General features: G+C 64.2%; 11 protein-coding genes and 2 pseudogenes. 5 read left to right on the top strand and 8 right to left on the bottom strand.

Annotated features, from left to right (window positions below):
• The coding region (locus ACWGKU_RS35875; protein ID WP_452180601.1) for a lipid II flippase MurJ at positions 1–366 on the bottom strand (366 nt) is incomplete at its 3' end.
• Between the two features lie 816 nt (positions 367–1,182).
• On the opposite strand from ACWGKU_RS35875, the gene ACWGKU_RS35870 reads away from it, so the two are divergent.
• From ACWGKU_RS35870 to ACWGKU_RS35860, 3 genes are all read left to right on the top strand, one after another.
• Positions 1,183–2,372 (top strand): IS3 family transposase gene (locus tag ACWGKU_RS35870; protein ID WP_331768746.1). Its coding sequence is split into 2 segments (ribosomal slippage): positions 1,183–1,447 and positions 1,447–2,372, totalling 1,191 coding nucleotides; the frame shifts between segments, so codons are not numbered across the junction.
• Between the two features lie 90 nt (positions 2,373–2,462).
• Positions 2,463–2,831 (top strand): reverse transcriptase domain-containing protein, encoded by a 369-nt coding sequence (locus ACWGKU_RS35865; RefSeq protein ID WP_331768883.1) that lies wholly within the window; start codon positions 2,463–2,465, stop codon positions 2,829–2,831.
• Positions 2,767–3,369: a group II intron maturase-specific domain-containing protein gene (locus ACWGKU_RS35860; protein WP_331768745.1), complete on the top strand. Its 603-nt coding sequence runs from the start codon at positions 2,767–2,769 to the stop codon at positions 3,367–3,369. The genes ACWGKU_RS35865 and ACWGKU_RS35860 overlap by 65 nt, the downstream gene beginning before the upstream one ends.
• Before the next feature lie 54 nt (positions 3,370–3,423).
• Here ACWGKU_RS35860 and ACWGKU_RS35855 read toward each other — a convergent pair whose 3' ends face one another.
• The 3 genes and pseudogenes from ACWGKU_RS35855 to ACWGKU_RS35845 form a co-directional block, all read right to left on the bottom strand.
• Positions 3,424–4,272, bottom strand: coding sequence for a hypothetical protein (locus tag ACWGKU_RS35855; RefSeq protein WP_401049710.1), 849 nt, complete (start codon positions 4,270–4,272; stop codon positions 3,424–3,426).
• Between the two features lie 527 nt (positions 4,273–4,799).
• Positions 4,800–5,558 (bottom strand): annotated as a pseudogene (locus ACWGKU_RS35850) (IS5 family transposase); the annotation flags it as partial.
• Between the two features lie 432 nt (positions 5,559–5,990).
• Positions 5,991–7,054 (bottom strand): IS630 family transposase gene (locus ACWGKU_RS35845; RefSeq protein ID WP_421813758.1). Its coding sequence is split into 2 segments (ribosomal slippage): positions 5,991–6,607 and positions 6,607–7,054, totalling 1,065 coding nucleotides; the frame shifts between segments, so codons are not numbered across the junction.
• Between the two features lie 311 nt (positions 7,055–7,365).
• Between ACWGKU_RS35845 and ACWGKU_RS35840 the strand changes: the two genes are divergently transcribed.
• Entirely contained in the window at positions 7,366–7,866 is a 501-nt protein-coding gene (locus ACWGKU_RS35840; protein WP_331768742.1) for a GNAT family N-acetyltransferase, read from the top strand.
• 332 nt (positions 7,867–8,198) lie between these two features.
• The gene (locus ACWGKU_RS35835; RefSeq protein WP_421813771.1) at positions 8,199–8,738 is read left to right on the top strand and encodes a zinc finger domain-containing protein; all 540 of its coding nucleotides are present in this window, start codon (positions 8,199–8,201) and stop codon (positions 8,736–8,738) included.
• Positions 8,739–8,915: 177 nt separating this feature from the next.
• On the opposite strand, the gene ACWGKU_RS35830 is transcribed toward ACWGKU_RS35835, so the two are convergent.
• The 4 genes and pseudogenes from ACWGKU_RS35830 to ACWGKU_RS35815 form a co-directional block, all read right to left on the bottom strand.
• A complete protein-coding gene (locus ACWGKU_RS35830; RefSeq protein ID WP_401051623.1) occupies positions 8,916–9,515 on the bottom strand; it encodes a response regulator transcription factor in 600 nt (199 codons plus the stop codon).
• A 1,032-nt stretch (positions 9,516–10,547) separates the two neighbouring features.
• Positions 10,548–12,674, bottom strand: a complete 2,127-nt coding sequence (locus ACWGKU_RS35825; RefSeq protein WP_452180602.1) for an ATP-binding protein — start codon at positions 12,672–12,674, stop codon at positions 10,548–10,550.
• A 214-nt stretch (positions 12,675–12,888) separates the two neighbouring features.
• Positions 12,889–13,470 (bottom strand): annotated as a pseudogene (locus ACWGKU_RS35820) (transposase); the annotation flags it as partial.
• A gap of 314 nt (positions 13,471–13,784) precedes the next feature.
• Complete coding sequence (locus ACWGKU_RS35815) at positions 13,785–14,504, bottom strand: helix-turn-helix domain-containing protein (protein WP_421813757.1); 720 nt, start codon at positions 14,502–14,504, stop codon at positions 13,785–13,787.
• Positions 14,505–16,737 lie beyond the last annotated feature (2,233 nt).

Below are 16,737 nucleotides of genomic sequence, written 5' to 3'. Positions count from 1 at the left end.
GACGCCAACACCAGGCCCGGACCAGCCACTACAAACGACGAGGCCACAGCCCAAGAGCTGAAGCCTCGCCACAGTAAGCACCGTTGCAGTACTAGCACGCGCCCGACATCCGGGGGCGTCGACCAACCGCGGGGCCGCGAAGACGGCTGCCACCGACAGAGCAGCCATCGCAATCAGACAGGCCGCCAGGAGCCGTTCCACGTCGGCGATCCCGTCAACCTGATCGGCCTGCCGAATCCGCACCAGCTCCGGAACGAACGCGGCGTTCAACACACTGCCGAAAAAGAGGAAGGAAACCGTGTTCGGCAGTGTGTTGGCGACGTTATACGCGTCGGCGACCTGGTCCGTGCCCAGTGCCGCGGTCATGGCCGCCCTGCGCAGAAACCCAGGGCACGCGAGACTGCCAATCTAATACCATCACGCCCGCACTATCATTATTCCTATCCATGAGGAAGTACCAGCCTCCTGTCCACCTCCTTATACCTCCCATTTCTTCTCCACGTTCTGTTTTATCTCCTTATCGTCACTGTAGGCCCAGGACGCTACTCGATCAAGTATGTCTCCTTTCCGAAAAGTCAACCGGCGCAGCCTGTAACGGAATAGGGATCGGGATCCGATGAGGGTGGCAACGGGCCTTAGCCGGCGCATGAGCTGATGGACTTTTCTCGAACCAGGGCAGCATCAGTGGTGCCAGTGAGGACAGCGATCGACGTGGCAGCCGCAGCGATGACGTGCACACCGCAGGCAATCTGCTCCACGTACACGTCGGGAACCGTATACAACGGCATGATCTTCTCCTTGAAAGGTAAGGATCCCCCTACGTCACCCTCGTCAATGGCTTCGCCCGGGACCAGCCGAAGCCGAGACCCCATTCAGGCGACACGAATTCCCTCAGGGGCAACAGCCCGACCAGCGCCCCACACCTTCACTGAGTAGGGTCGGGGACTGGCGCGGTGGCTGTCGCTCCGTTTCCAGTCCCCGCCGCTTCAAACCGTGCATGCAGTTCTCCCGCACACGGCTTTCCGACATCGTTCACCGGCTGGCATGCACCGTCGCCCCGCGTACGTTCCGGTCAGGCGGTAGACCCCGAGTCGAGTGATCCACCCATTGAGCTGCTCTGGCTTTCATGGAGTCCCTGATGTCTGGGTTTGTTACGATCCAGGCGTAAGGAGAACCACGAGAGTGCCAGCACCCCGCAAGTATCCCGATGAACTTCGTGAGCGCGCCGTGCGCGAGGTCCGCTCGACGGGCCGGCCCGTCGCCCACGTGGCCCGTGACCTGGGCATCCACAAGGAAGCCCTGCGGTCCTGGGTGCGTCAGGCCGAGGCCGACGCCGGAGAACGCGACGATCGGCTCACGACCGCAGAGCAGGAAGAGCTGAAAGAACTCCGCAAGGAGAATGCCGAGTTGAGGCGGGCCAACGAGATCCTCAAGGCCGCCAGCGTGTTTTTTGCCCAGGAGATCGACCGTCCCCGGACGAGGCCGAGCAGGTGATCGACCACCTGCGCGACGGCTTCGGGGTCGATCCCGTATGCCGGGTACTGGAGCTGTCGCCCTCGACGTACTTCGCGCGCAAGCAGCGGCCGAAGTCGGCCCGCCGGCTCCGCGACGAGGAACTGATTCCGCTGGTCACAGCCGTGTGGGAGGACTCCGGCCGCACCTACGGGGCCCGCCGCGTCACCCGCGCACTCGCCCGCGCCGGCCACCAGGTCGCGCGGTGCACCGTCGAGCGCCTGATGCGCGAGCGCGGCATCGAAGGCGTCAGCCGCGGACAGCGGCGCCGCACCACCGCGCCGGAGCCCGCAGCGCCACGTCCGCCGGACCTGGTCAACCGCCGGTTCACCGCCGAGCGGCCCAACCAGCTGTGGCTGGCCGACCTGACCTACATCCGCACCTGGTCGGGCTGGGTCTACGTGGCGTTCGTCCTGGACGCGTACTCCCGCCGGATCGTGGGCTGGCAGGCCGCCACCCACATGCGCACCGACCTGCCGCTGGACGCGCTGGAGATGGCACTGTGGCGACAGAAGATCAAGAAGGATGCCGGCCTCATTCACCACAGCGACCGCGGGTCGCAATACGTATCCATTCGCTACACGGAGCGATTGGTCGAGGTCGGCGCCTCGTCATCCGTCGGCTCGGTCGCGGACTCGTACGACAACGCGATGGCCGAGGCCCTGAACGGCACGTTCAAGGCCGAACTGATCGAGCATCAGGGGCCGTGGCGGGACTTCGACGAGGTCGAGCAGGCCGTCTTCCAGTGGATCGCGTGGTACAACAGCGAGCGCCTCCACTCGGCCCTCGACTACATGCCGCCCGACGAGTACGAGCAGGCGTACTGGACGAGCCCGGAGCAACACCCGCAAGTCGCTTGATCACACGAACGCGGACTCCACGAAAGCCGGGGCAGCTCAGAGGCCCAGTTCACCGAGGCGAGCTTCGGTTTCCGGCCCAAGAGGTCCGCGATCGACGCGTGCGAGGCCGTTCGCGTCGCCGCGAACCAGCGGCAGGATTGGGTGTTCGAGGCCGACATCCGGGACTGCTTCGGGACGATCGACCACGACGCGCTGATGGTCCAGGTGGCCCGGCGGGTGGTGGACCGGTCGATGCTGAAGCTGATCCGGGCGTGGCTGCGGATGGGAGTGCTGGAGGGCGGGGTGACCTCTCCGACCGGGGCGGGAACCCCGCAGGGCTCACCGATTTCTCCGCTGCTGGCCAACGTGGCCCTGCATGTCCTCGATGAGGCGTGGCCGGCGGCTGGGGACGTTGGTGCGCTACTGCGACGACTTCGTGGTCCTGTCGCCGACCAGGCAGCGTGCCGAGCAGGCGCGTGAGCTGGCGGCGGAGGTGCTGGGCGGGCTCGGGATGCGGTTGCATCCGGAGAAGTCCGGCATCGTCTGCCTCACCAGGGGCGGGCAGGGTTTCGATTTCCTCGGATTCTATCACCGGAAGGTGGAGTCGTGGAAGTGGCGGGGCAGGTTCTACCTGCAACGCTGGCCCTCGGCGCGGGCGTTGGGGGTGCTGCGGGACAAGGTCCGCGCGGCGACCTCCAGATCCCGGACCGAACGGCCGGTGTCCGCCGTGGTGGCCGACCTCATTCCCGTCCTTCGGGGTTGGGCTGCGTATTTCCGCAACGGGAACTCCGGGCGGAAGTTCAACGCGATTGACGGCTACGTCCACGAGCGGCTGGCGATCTTCGCCAGCCGTAAACACCGGCTCGCGGGCCGGAACTGGACCACCCGTTACACCTATGGGTGGATCACTCGACTCGGGGTCTACCGCCTGACCGGAACGTACGCGGGGCGACGGTGCATGCCAGCCGGTGAACGATGTCGGAAAGCCGTGTGCGGGAGAACTGCATGCACGGTTTGAAGCGGCGGGGACTGGAAACGGAGCGACAGCCACCGCGCCAGTCCCCGACCCTACTTAAGTCCGTTTCTGGTAGCGGCCGCGTCCCGGTTGGTCGAGGAGTCCCTGGCGAACGAGTCGTCTCAGGCGGGAGCGGGTGACGTTGATCGAGGGCTCGTCGGTGGGCAGCCCGAGGAGTTCGTGCAGGTCACGGACCTGGAATACCCGTCCGGGATGATCGTTGAAGGCGGTCACGATGCGCTGGTAGACGGTGGCTGGTCCCTCGATGGCGTGTGTGGATTCGGCAAGGGCGAGCCCGTCGATGACCTTGCTGGCGGTGACGAGTTCGGCGAGACGGGCCTCGACCTCGGCCAGGGCCCTGGTGAGTTGCTCGATCTGTACGCGCAGCCCGTCGGCTCGTGCGGCAGTCTCGTCGTGTTCGGCCCGCAGCAGCCCCAGGCCGTACGAGACGGACTCGAAGTCGGCCTCGAAGATGGGCTCCAGCACCAGTTTCAGTGCTGCCTGGACCACGCGGTCGGCAACGGTCGGGATGCCGAGACTCCTCAGCTTCCCGCCGTGCTTGGGAATCATCCGCTCGCGCACCGGCAGCGGACGGAACGTCTGCTGCCGTAACTGCTCGCGCAGTTGGTTCAGGAACACCTCCACGCCGACCTGCTCGGCGATGGAGCGGACCGTGGCCCGGTCCACGCCGGCTGTTCGGGCACCGGTGTTGCCGGCGACCCGGTCCCACGCCATCGCGAGGAACCTGCGGTCGCATTCCAGGTGGTACAGATCATCGAAGCGGCAGCCGGGATCGGCCGCCGCCCAGCGGTGCAGTTTGGTCTGCATCTCCCGTACCCGCAGCGGAGGCACCGGTGGCGCGTCGTGCTGCACGGCCGGGGTCTCCACCCCGGCGTCTTCGAGCATTGCAGTCCCCTTCTACTCGTAACCCGCTGCCGCCCTTCGCCATGTGCGCGGCTTTCCCGCGCTCGGACTACTACGGCGGCTCCGCCCCGCCCCGGCCCGTTCGGCCGACGATGGGCCCAGCCCGGATCTCCGCGCCGGATGCGCGGCCCGTGACGGGACCGGGACGGTTCCCGTGTTCACTTGTGATCGCTTGTCGGAGTAGGCGCCCGGCTATACCCCGGCGGCATCGCCACGGTTACGCCGCAGACTTTCACCGTGGCCTTGCGCGGCAGCGAACAAGACCACCACACAAGTCGCCCGCCGAAGAACGAGGCGAGCGTGCACCGCTCCCAGCCCAGATCCGCCAGGTTCGAGCTGGTGGGATTCGTTACGAGGCTTCACACACCGGTTTCTCGCGTACACCTCTCCGTCTCGCTCGCCGGGCACACAGCCATCTGGCAGTACTGGCCCCGCCCCGGCTTTGTCAGGGCTGCTTCCCGCCCTCCCCGGCACCTCCCGGGTCAGGCTGCCCTCAGCTTCAACCCCACTGCTGCGACAGCGGGTTGGTGCAGGTCTCTCACCTCCACACGATCAACAAGCGCCTCACGGCGCACCTGCTCGACCACCCACCGCTTCGGTTGTGGGACGAGACCCTTGCCCTGGGCGCCGGGGTTGCGGCGGACCACCTCGACGGTGATGTCGTTCACCGCCCCATGGATGATCACGGCGTCCTTGAAGCCCTGGTCGACCAAGACCTTCTCCAGCCGCATCCCGCATCGTTCGGCTGCCTGGTCCAGCAGGGCGATGCCGGCCTCGTTGTCGTGCGCGCTCGCGGCGAGGACCACCACGCCGATGATCAGGCCCAGCACGTCGACGGCCAGGCCCCGCTTCCTGCCGGGTGTCTTCTTGTTCGCGTCGAGTCCCGTCGTCTCCTTCGGCACCCCGGCCGCCACGCGGACGGACTGGGTGTCGATGATCACCAGGGACGGGTCCTCTAATCGTCTGGCCCGCTCCCGCACCTGGCAGCGCAGGATCTCCTGGATCCGCTGGTCAAGACCGTCCTGGCGCCACAAGGTGAAGTAGTAGAACACCGCCGACCAGGCCGGGAAGTCGTGCGGCAGGAGCCGCCACTGGCAGCCCGTCCGGTTCTGGTACAGCAGCGCGTTCACGACCTCGCGCAGGTCGCAGGAACCCGGGTGCCCGGTCGCCGAGCGCGACACCCGCTCCCGCTTCCAGGCGGTGACCAGCGGCTCGATCAAGGCCCACTGCCCGTCGGACAAGTCCGTTGAGTACGGCATACGTTCCATGCCCCAACAGCATCCGACCACCGCCCTGCGGCCAAGTCGGCGCCTCCGGCATCACCAACTGGAACAGCTCCCGCAACTCGTCCGGGACAAGGCGCTCCACGGTCGTCACCTGCAGCCTACTCAGCCACCTAAATGAAATGTCCTCTTACGTCTGCACATTCACGAGCGTCGGCGGTGCAGCCGAGATGGATCAGCCGACCGGTCACCGTCTACACCCGGATGGCGCTGCTTCTCCCAGCCACGGATGAGAAGAGCTCACTCCCAGGCGCCCTCCCGGCCGACGATTTCCCGATCGCTGTACCTTGGGTGACCAATAAACGCTCTGGCGCTCGGATATCGTCGACCCACGAAACGTGATTACCGATGCAGTTGTCCAGCTCAGTTGGTGGCGTGCTACTGAACTTGAATTCGTGATGTCGATGTCGGCTGGGGTCAGTCGTTTATGTTCAGGCCGACCTGGGTGAGGCAGCCGTCGATCAGGTGTGGGCGGTACTGGACCTTCTTGAGGCGGGTCCGGACGGCTTTGGCCAGGTGGTCGACGTTGGCGACCGCGAGGTTGCCGATGCCGCGTTTGACCAGGGCCCAGATGCCCTCCTGCGGGTTGAGATCGGGTGTGTAGGAGGGCAACTGGAAGACGGTCAGCCAGTCCTCGTTGGCGGCGATGAACTCCTTCATCGGCGGCATCAAGTGCGTGGACAGGTTGTCCCAGACGAGCACGATCGGGCCGCCGAGTTGGACGCGGGCGCGCAGGATCAGGTCGCGGTAGTCCTGCCAGGTGAACGCCTTGGGCTCGCCCTTGCGGCCGCGGTGGACGCGGAAGCCGTAGATCATGCGGGATCGCTGGCCTGCCTTGTAGCAGGCCATCCCGGCTATCGAGACCCGTCCGGAACCCCGGCCGCGGACGCGGACCACCGGCGTGCACCCGATGCGTCCCCAGGTCCTGGCGCGCGGCGGTCTCATGGTCTGCCCGGCTTCGTCCTCGAAGACCAGCCAGGCTCCCCGAGCCGCCGCGGCGCTTTTACCCGGGGCCAGACCTCCTTCTTCCACAACTCGACCGCCTGGTCGTCCCGTTCGATGGCCCGGCGGGTCGGCTGCTGCCAGGACCAGTCGTGGCGCTTGAGCAGTGCCCAGGTCCCCTCGACGGTGTAGCCGACGTGGAACAGCCGGCCGATCAGCTTCTTCACCCGGGCGAGCGTCCAGCGCTGGTCCTCCCAGTCATGGATGAGAGGACCACGATCCAACTCGCGCTCCAGCCGGGCGATTTTCTTCTCGCTAAGCCTCGGTCGCCCAGGTGAGCCCTTCGACAGCACTCCGGCTTCACCCCGCTCACGCCACTGCTGGCGCCATCGCTCCACCGACCGCTCGCTCACCCGTAACGCGGTGGCGATCTCCCGGTTCTTCTCCCCGCCCTCGAAGCGTTCCACGGCCTGCAGCCGGATCCGCTCCCGCGCGGCCCTCTCGGCGTCGGTCAACCCGCCGCCCTGCGCGTATCTCACAGCTCAGGGCTACCGGACCCGCACAGCAGCTGTCAGGCAAACGGCTCCGACATCACGCTTTCAGGTTCAGTATCAGGGCGCCATGCCAACGTTGTGGGGCTGGGGAGCTGCAGCGACAGGCCAGCTTCCATCAGGCGAGAATGAAGGTTATTCCGCTGGCTGCTCTTCAGGGTCTCCGCCGTCGACAATTCCACACTCGGTTACCTCGAGCTGATCCAGTTTGAGCAGCAGTCAGTGGCATTCCATAGGATGTCCTACGCCACATGAAGCTTTGGTGTCGATTATCTCGGGGAAGGTGAGATGCTTGGCGGATGATCGACGCGAGAATCCGCCGCGCAGGCACTTGCGATGCGCCGGTGCTGACAGAGCTGCGGTGGGACTTCACACGAGAAGACCACGGCGACGCACCTGTGCCTTTGACGGAGCCGGCGCTTCTGGACGCCTGCCGCACATGGTTGCATGAGCGGCTGGAAAATGAGTCCATTCTGGCCTGGGTCGCAGAGGTGGACGGTAGCGTGTGCGGGCACGTGTTCCTGCACCCGGTTGAGAAAGCGCCAGTTCCCTATCCAGGACCGGCCATGTGGGGGTGTGTGACCGAAATCTATGTCACGCCGGCCCACAGAGGTCACGGGCTGGGGCATCAGCTTTTGGATGCGCTTCGGGCTTATGCCCGCGACGCAGGGTTCGAGACGCTGGTGACGTGGCCGTCCGAGTGCAGTACACGGCTGTACTGGCGGGCGGGCTTCGTTCCGCCGCATGAGCTGCTGGAACTCCGGTTCCCCGAAGCGTCGCCGGACGACATGGCGGACTGACCGTCGTGGTTCGCCAGGGTACTGCGTCAGTCCCCTGTCTTGGAGCTTCCCAGTCGGGGTTCGGTGAGGGCTCGCCATAGGGAGGGACCCGAAGTGGCTGGGGTAGATGCGGCTGGAGTCGCGTGGTGGTCCGCCCCCGCGCGACCAGTTTCACAAAGCGCAAACCATCCGAAGTACGCGCCGCTGTGGGGCCCGAATCGACCTTGAGCCGCAGGGCGCGGAGCCCGGGCGTCAACGGTGGACTTACGACCTGCCACTCGTCCGGGCGAACCCTGCCCCAGCCGGTCCATCCTCCCCCTCCGATCGGGGAACGGTGCCCTACGGTGCTGGTCATGGTCCGACGTATCGGCAGAGGCGGCCGCAAGGGGCAGACCCACGCCGCCGCCCCCGACCTCCGCTCGTACGACACTCCACCCGCCGCGCCGGTCACCGTGACTCGAGCGGACCAAATGGCAGAGGTCGTGCCCGCACAGCAGTCCCGCTCGGTCCAGCGCCAAAGCACCCGACACCACCCGTTTGTCTGCGCGGTGTGCGGCTATCCCATCACAGAGTCGCCCACCCTGTTCAGCAACGTGCGCGGTACCCGGGGCAAGCCCGTCCACAAGGTGTGTGACCCAAGCGCAACCAGCACACGGCCGCTGCAGTCTCCCTGGCAACTCGGCCAGACGCCGTTGCCGCCATCAGCGGTGCACGCTCTGGCCACCGGATGGGCAGATCCCGGCGCCGGCTGGCTCGGCTTCCCCTGCTCCAGATGCGGGGCCCTTCCGGAGGAACGGTGCATCGTTCGCTACAGCGACGGATCGACCGGTGCGGTCAAGACTCCGCACCCGGAGCGCTCTACTGCTGCCCGCCGGGCAGCCCTACCCCGGTAGGCCATATCTGATGAAGGGCCTCAGATGGTCGGCAGAAGCGGATGAGGCGGACAGCCCAGCCGGCAATCGATGACAAAGTAATCTGCTCTTATTGGGCGTAGTGCCGCGAAAGCAGGCATGAATGAAAGCCTTATATAAGAACAAGATCAACAAAACGCCCACTAAGATCCACGGCTCTCAAATCAGGCCCTGGCGGATCGCGTAGGCAACGGCATGAGTCCGGTTGTGCAACCCGTACCGGACGACCACACCGTGCAGAAGAGCTTTGACGGTCCGCTCTGAGAAGCCGATTCGTCGGGCGATTGCTGCGGTGTCGTAACCCTGAGCCACCAGCTCCAGGATCTCCGCCTCCCTTTTGGTGAGGCCACCGATGGTCAGACCATGTTGGTTGAGAACCCGCTGCTGCAACTGTCCCACCTGGCCAAGTAGGCGTCCCAGCAGATCACCGGGAACGGCACCCTCCCCGTTGGCCACGGAGACGATAGTCGACACGAGATGTTCGGAGGTGAGAACGTCCCGGTAGAGTAGTGCGCGGACTCCACAGGATGCGGCAACCATCAGATCGGCTTCTTCGATGTGTCCGATGAGGAGTGTCGTCGAAGAGCCAGAGCTCGAGTAATGCAGCTGGCGCAGCGTCTTCAGGATCGGTTCACTCAGAGTCTCGGCCACGACAAGGTTGACAACCGGCTGTTCGCTTTCGCCGGCAGTGTCGTCATCGGCCGTAAGTAGCTGGATCTCTGGCCGTACCCGGAGATAGCTCACCACGCCAGCTTCCAAGAGCGGGTCCTCAGCATGAACACTTACCGTGATTCGATCCACCGTGGACTACCTGATTCCTTTCAGAGTGAGCGCTTGATCCATTGGACAGCGGATTTGAAGTAGGGATCACCGGCTCGAAAACGCCAAGATGAGAACATCTCCCTCACCCGGACGGACAGGTTGAATCGTGGCCTTGCAGTTCCATGCGAGATTTCCAGAAAGCCGCGCCGGCCCGGGCGATGCTAGAGCGGAAGGCGCTCGCGGACGTATCGTTCCACCGGGTCGGCAAGGAGGCCGTGGCCAGGATCTGGTCTTGCGGGCCTGGCGCTGCCCGTCTGGTCATGGCAGGACGATCGATCACGAAGGTGCATGCCACGATCGCTGGATGATCACCCCTTCGTGGGAAAACTTCTTACCAGACCAAATGGAGAGTCAAATGGTGAGTTTCTGATTTGTTCTTCGGATCAAGTTTGACTTGAATATCGCACGACCCATTTGTCGGGATGCAAACCGTTGACGCAGATGCTGCCGACGGCCGCGCCAGGGGCGATGACGATGCCGAATTTCCCGAAGAAATAGACTCGAGCGAGGGTGGGGAATTCGATGACATAACAGAAAATGGCATCAGGGGACCCCATGGCCGCATCAACGGCTGTGGAATCGGGGGAACCGATAGCTGCCCCACCGACTGCTCTGGAAGTGCTGCTGTGGTCAGCACGGCGGCAGCAGTCAGGGTGGCTGCGAGAGTGCCGGATCGAATGCGCATATTCTCTCCTGAATTTCCGTCGGCAAGAGTGCAAATCGTATAACATGCTGGCCTGAGACGGAGCGCGGCTACCTCTCCTTCATCGAATTCGATTGGGGAAAATCCGGGGCTGCTAAACTTGAACCCTTGATGTCGTCCAGACAGGTGTCGCAGTGCCTACCCGACAGCTGATCACCCGCCTGGTAGCCATTGCGCTGCGAGAGACGCGCGTGGAAGCTTCCCCGCCAACGCCGAGAGGACTTTGTGGATCCGGCCGCAAGTCGACTTCGAAAGGGCGTTGACAATCACCGCTCTCCGAATTGGCTCTCATCAACCAAGCGGCCCATCTTGCGGTACTCGGCTTCGACCGCGGCGAACAGGTCGGACGTGGTAATGGGGTGCCCAGTACGAGCAGACCGGTATGCGGCGGTGAGTGCGCATGACCGGATATTTCCTCCGGTCAGCTCGAAGGCTGAGGCAACTAGCTGAAGATCTAGATCAAGGTCGCGCGGCGGAGCGGAGCCCAAGCAAAGATCCCAAAGTTTGGATCGCTCGGCGACCCCCGGGCTTGGAAAATGGATGATCCCGTCCAGGCGGCGCAAGAACGCTTGATCAACATTGCCACGAAGGTTTGTTGCCAGCACCGCAATTCCATCGAAGGTTTCCAGGCGCTGCAACAGATAGGCGGCTTCGATGTTCGCGTAGCGATCGTGCGCATCGGAAATCGGTGAGCGTGTGCCAAAAAGCGCGTCGGCTTCGTCGAAAAAGAGCATTCCACGTACTTCTGCGGCTGCGGTGAAGATCCGTTCAAGGTTCTTCTCCGTCTCGCCGATATACTTGTCCACCACGGTGGCGAGATTCACCACATACAGGTCGACGCCCGTCCCGGATGCCAGCACCTCGGCGGCCAGTGTCTTGCCGGTGCCGGACTCGCCGGTGAACAGTGCCACCACCTTTCTGCCGCGGCCGTGCGCCGGGCGCAGCCGCCAGTCGCTCAGTACGGTGTCGCGGTGACGGATCCTGTCAGCCAGTTCGTGCAGTTGCTGCTTGGGCAGGTCAGCCAGTACCAGGTCGTCCCAGGTTGCGGACGGCTCGATTCGGCACGCAAGGCGCTCCAGATCTGCGGAGTTGTGCAGACGGGCGGTCCGGCAGAGTTGGTTGACCATCAATGGGTTTTGTTCAAAAGCTGCTTGGGCACTGGCAGCCGTGACGGTGGTGCGGATCTGATGAGGAGCCAGCCGGTAGAGGGACAGGGCTGTCGAGTCGGCGAGTGTGCCGTGAGGCTCACCCAGTTCCGCCTTCCACCATTGGCTATAATCGTGTTGTCCACTCGGGGCCAACGCAGCCACCAGCGGCATCGGATCGGACCAGCGTGCATCCCAGGTACTGGAGCCGGTGAGTACGACAGGCATTGCCAGGTCGTTCAGGTCGCGTAGCACCTCCGCCCGTTCTGCCGCCGCGACCGGCAGGCGTTCGAGCGGGCCGATGACCAGACCTGTCCCACGAAGGCGCGCTTCCCTGGCGGCGCTATCCAGCACAAGCTGGATGTCTACTGGGGCAGGGACCTTGGAGAGGTCAACAATCACTACCTCACCTGTGTTGCCACGGTCGCGGGCTACGGCAGTCGTGATTGTGGCAGCAACCTCAGTCACCGGACTGTCCGGCGTCCCGCGCAGGTAGACGAGGCGGCCGTCGATGGTGCTGGGGATGAGGAGAGCAGCGAGCCGGTCCGCCTCGGCCTTCGCCTGGGTACCCACCGGCAAGTTCGGGCAGGTCAGACATCGAGCGATGCCATGCAGTCGATTGTCGAGCCGGTCGTCGCCCAGTAGATGGCCGACGACCCTTTCCTCCAGGCGGAGGCTGCGGGCTAGAAGTGGTTGGTCGTCGTCCTCGATGGTGAGCAGCTTGTAGTCCAGCAGAGGTGATCCTGGACTGAGGCGTGTGCGAAATTCGGCACCCATGAGCGTTGCCCCGCACAACTCCAGGGCGAGGCCGACGGAGGCCCAGCGGCGGCTGATATCGTCGTGCAGGTAACCGTAGAACCGACCGAAGCGGGGGTCGATCTCAGGTGCGAAGGCGATCAGTAGCAGCTCGGTATCCAGCGCTGACAGCCTGCAGTTCTTGGCCAGACCTCTTATCCGTACGTGGACACCGCTGGCCTCGATGCGGTTTGCCATAGCATTTGCCGTCGCCAGCGATCTCTTGATTTCATTCGTCAGACCGTCGCCAATGGGTTCCTCATCTTCTCCGTCATGGTGCGAATCCAGGTCGAAGGTGGGAGATGCGCCGAGCAATCGAATGATTGTTTGCTCAGTAACATAAAGCCCTCGATATGGGTTGCCGGTGCCTTCCGGGGAGGTCCGGAGGCGCTCGAACAATGCACGCCTCACGCGTTGCTCTACTACATGCAGCCGAGCCAGGAGGTAGGACATTTCCGTTGCGTCCTCATCACTCGTTGCGGCAATAATTGGCGAATTAAAGATCGTTTCTCTCCTGTCAGGATTCAATGACCGTATTGTGCGAATCACCGAGGTCGCTGGAATCATGCCCCAGCACTACAAGCTTGCCTTCTATGGCTCGCCGGACGGTGTGGAAATTCCCTTGCATCGAGGCTGCGGAGCGAGGCATCGAAGGACATATCATCAATTCGACCACCCGGCGGTGCCGGCCAAGGAGATTCGATGACTCGACGCCTCGGCGGGCGATGTGGACGATGATCTGACGTCGTCGAAGGTAGGAATGGATGAAGCGGCGGTGCCTGGCTCTCGTGGGCGGCGGCGCCCGGGATCGCGAGCGACAGGGATAAACCGGTATGCTCCATGAGCAAGTAGATCTTTGAGCCGTACTTGCCCCGATCGACAGGATTCGGACCCGTCAATTCCCCCTCTTCAGGGCGCGCATGTTGACCGAGTCGACTGCGCAACGGGATCAGTCGAGCTCACCGCGGCTGCCGAGTCCGTCCAGAACGACCTGGTGGAGCTTCGCCCGGCCCCGGGCCTTGCTCCACTCGGTGAAGCGCTGGTGAGCCGTCAGGCCGGACGGCCCGAAGCACGGTGGCAACTTGGCCCACGTGCACCCCGATGTCGCCACGAAAACGATCGCCGTAAGCACCTCGCGATCCCCGTACCGACGCTGACCGCCACTCTGTGGACGTGTAGGCGTGGCTGGTACCACCAACCGGAATGGCGCCCACGACTCGTCCGGCACCAGACGCTCCACGATCACCACCCGCGAAGCCTGTCCAGCTATCCAAATGAGATGACCTCATAGCCCCGAATTGGCGCGACGACCTGTCAGCTTCACCGGGCGTCGGAGTACCGCGGAGGCCGGGCGCTGGATCCTCCTGGCCCGGCCGGCAGTAGACACTGGTCTGAAGGATCGGCCCGCTGATAGGCGTGCGCTATGGGCGAGCCTGGTGATGCTGGCCCTGCTCGGCACCTCCCGTCGGCACATCATGGGATCATCGATCGCCACAGCCCCGCGCCGGGACTCACTGACAACGCCGAGGTCCACGAAGCACTATCGGTCGTAACGGCACGCCGTCACGGCCGTCTTGAACAAACCCTGCACTGTCCGGCGGCCTCGCGCGGCCGTGGCGGACATTCCGAGGCGGCCGAGGCACCCTGGGCGGGTAGACGGCGGGTGCTCGTCAGGGAGGGAGCGGTCAGCGAGGCGGGCCCATCCGAGTTGGACCGAGGGGGGAGGGCGGTGGAATGGCTCGTGGGGCGTGAGGGCGTCCGTGCGGCTCGCAGTTTGGCCCACTGCTCCGGGGGGAGCGGGGAGGTCAAGCGTTGTGACGGGAGGCCGTCCGTGTGCACGTGGATCTGCCGGCCGACCAGTTGGAGGGTGACCGTGCGGCCCACGAAGCGGGGGTGGACGCGGACTCGAAGTCTGTTCAGGCTCACGTTGCCGGCCGACGAAACGGTCCGGCGCACGCTCTTGCACGTTGCCGTAACGGTGCCGGACCTTTGAGTGAACCGCTGGGGGCGCCTGTCGGACGGGAGGCGGCCGATGTGAAGGCCAGGGGTCAGGAAGCCGGGGGCGGTGACGGCAGTCTCGGCATGGCGTGTCCGTCGGGCGCGTTCGGCGAGCAGCACGTGGTCTTCCCGAAAGAGAAGCGTCCGGCTGCGGTTCAACCGGGCCAGCGGCCTGAGATGCCCACGGTGCACCCACTGGTGAACGCAGTTCGGCGTCACGCCGAGCAGTTGGGCCGCTTCGACCGCGGTGAGCAGTCGCTGCCGTGGATCGGAGGGGTAGGCCATTGTTACTCCTTGTGGAATCAGACAGTCGGCCGGCTATCGAGCAGGAACAGGTGTGCCGGCCAAGCACCGCGGCAGTAGCGGCACTCCACGAGATACTCGTCTTCGCGATACGTCAGGGCGCGCAGGTCGCAGGCAGGGCAACACCCGGGCAACGAGGTGATGACGGGCTCGTTGCCAAGCACCCGCCGGGCCCGCGCAGTCGCCACCAGAACGGCGGCGGCATGGCCGCCCAGTTTCGCCGTAGCGGCGGCCTCAGGCAGCTCACGGGTCAGCGCTACGCAAGCCCGCTGCAACAGCCATCCGGCTCGGGCAGGCTGTCGCGAGCGCGTCTGCGGCACAGCCAAGGCGGACCACGTCTGGACCGCGGACGACAGCTCGTGCGCCCGCATAAGCACCAACTCGCGTAGCGGTGCTGTGGACGAGGGGCGCTTCGACTGACGCCGCACGGTTAGCACCATTGAACGAGCCGGAACAGTCAAAGCACAGTGCAGCTGCGCATAGATGCCCGGTGCTGAGTCCAGCGTTGTCTTCAGCCGGCGAAGACAGTACTCGCACGGCCCGCACCCCGAATCCGCTCCGCACACATGGCAGAGATTTTTTTGGTTTGTCACGCAGCACCACACGGCAGCAGAATCGCGGCAAGCGGTTCTTCCCAGAAAGCGCGTTGGCTGTGACCTTGCAAATCACTTGCGCTCCCAGCAGGAGAATGCCCTGCAGCATCTTGGTTTACCACAGTCCTTGAAGCAGGCGGAGAATCATCCCAGTCTGCCGAGTGCCCACGGTGCGAAGCCCCCAGGTCTCGGAACGTATGTCTACGACGGCCTTCGCAGTTATGGAGCAGACGAGTTCGGCATCTAGCAGCGATCTGTTTGATCATCAATTTCCTCCGGTCTCGCCAGCCGACCATGATAAATAGTATGGTTGTTATTATATTCGGGCCCGACACCGCAGGTGGACCTTGGATGCTTGCAGGTCGTTCGCCGGGCAAACTTTTGGAGTACTCATTTAGCAGAAGAGGCCCCATCGAGCGACGTGGACACGGGAGGCCTTGCAATTCCTTTAATGTATTAAAACGAGGCCCCCATGGCAAGGTGGCGTTCAGCGCTCTCCACAACTGAAGATGCTTCGTACAAAGATAAACGGTCATATAAATCGCTGCGCCGACGAATGCGAGTCGAGTGCTGCGTCGAAGGCGACGGCCTTCGACCACGCGCGTCCGTCCTGGCCGGTTAATCGGTACTTTCTGGTCAGCATGGAAGCTCTGAACACTATCAGCCCCGCGTACTCCACCCGGCCAGGATTGGTGTGATTTCAGGTCGGCCAGGTAAGTCGGCCCAACGGCAAAGATGCCCGGCACGACTCCTGGCAGCCAGCGCCACAATGACGCTGCTATGGGCAGCAACACAAGACCGGGCCGCTAATGTACGGCTGCACTGGCCTGATCGACTCCCTGGAGATGGGAGCAGCCCTCGTGGTCGCCAGGAGTGGCAGGGACATCTTTCGCGTGGTCCGGCACTCAGGGCGATTGGTCGGTCAGCGGCGCGTCGAGTCCATCCGGACCTCTTACGGCGTGCGACACCAATTTGGACAATGATCGTGACACTGGAAGTAGTAGGTGTCAAAGCCATCGAGCGCGTGTCGAGGTCACTGCGCGGCATCGCGGACAGTGACGGCGCTGTGGATGTGACTGGCGAGCCGGCGGGGGCGCGGTGACGAGATGTGCTGGCCAGGGCGCGCGTGCACACGCGTCGGCGGCGTCCTCAGCCGAGTGATGTCATCGAACTTTGGATCTTGTCTTCGATGCCCAGTGCTCGCGGACGCGAGCTCTCGGGCACGTCTGTCGTCAGGTCGGTGACCGCTCAGACGGCCAGGAGGCTGTCATGTCCTTTCCATGGGGCCCAGAGTGAGACCCTGAACGGCGCCACCCCAGGCCTCGGAAGGCCGCAACGCCGGGTATCTCGACACGTACTTTGTCCGGCTCGATGGCTTTGACACCTACTACTTCCAGTGTCACGATCATTGTCCAAATTGGTGTCGCACGCCGTAAGAGACCCGGATGGGCTCGGCTTCGCACTCGGCAACGATCCGCAGCTTGTACTCGGGGCTGAACGTGCGGCGCCGCTCTGGGAGGTGATCTCCTAAGGCGTGTCTGACAAATGATCATCTGGCTGGTTCGCGGAGCCAGAGGATTAGGGAGGCCAGGACGACTCCGGCGCGGTAGCGGTCGGCGAGC

Source organism: Kitasatospora sp. NPDC054768, assembly GCF_053612025.1.
This window is presented reverse-complemented; position numbering and strand designations above follow the sequence as displayed.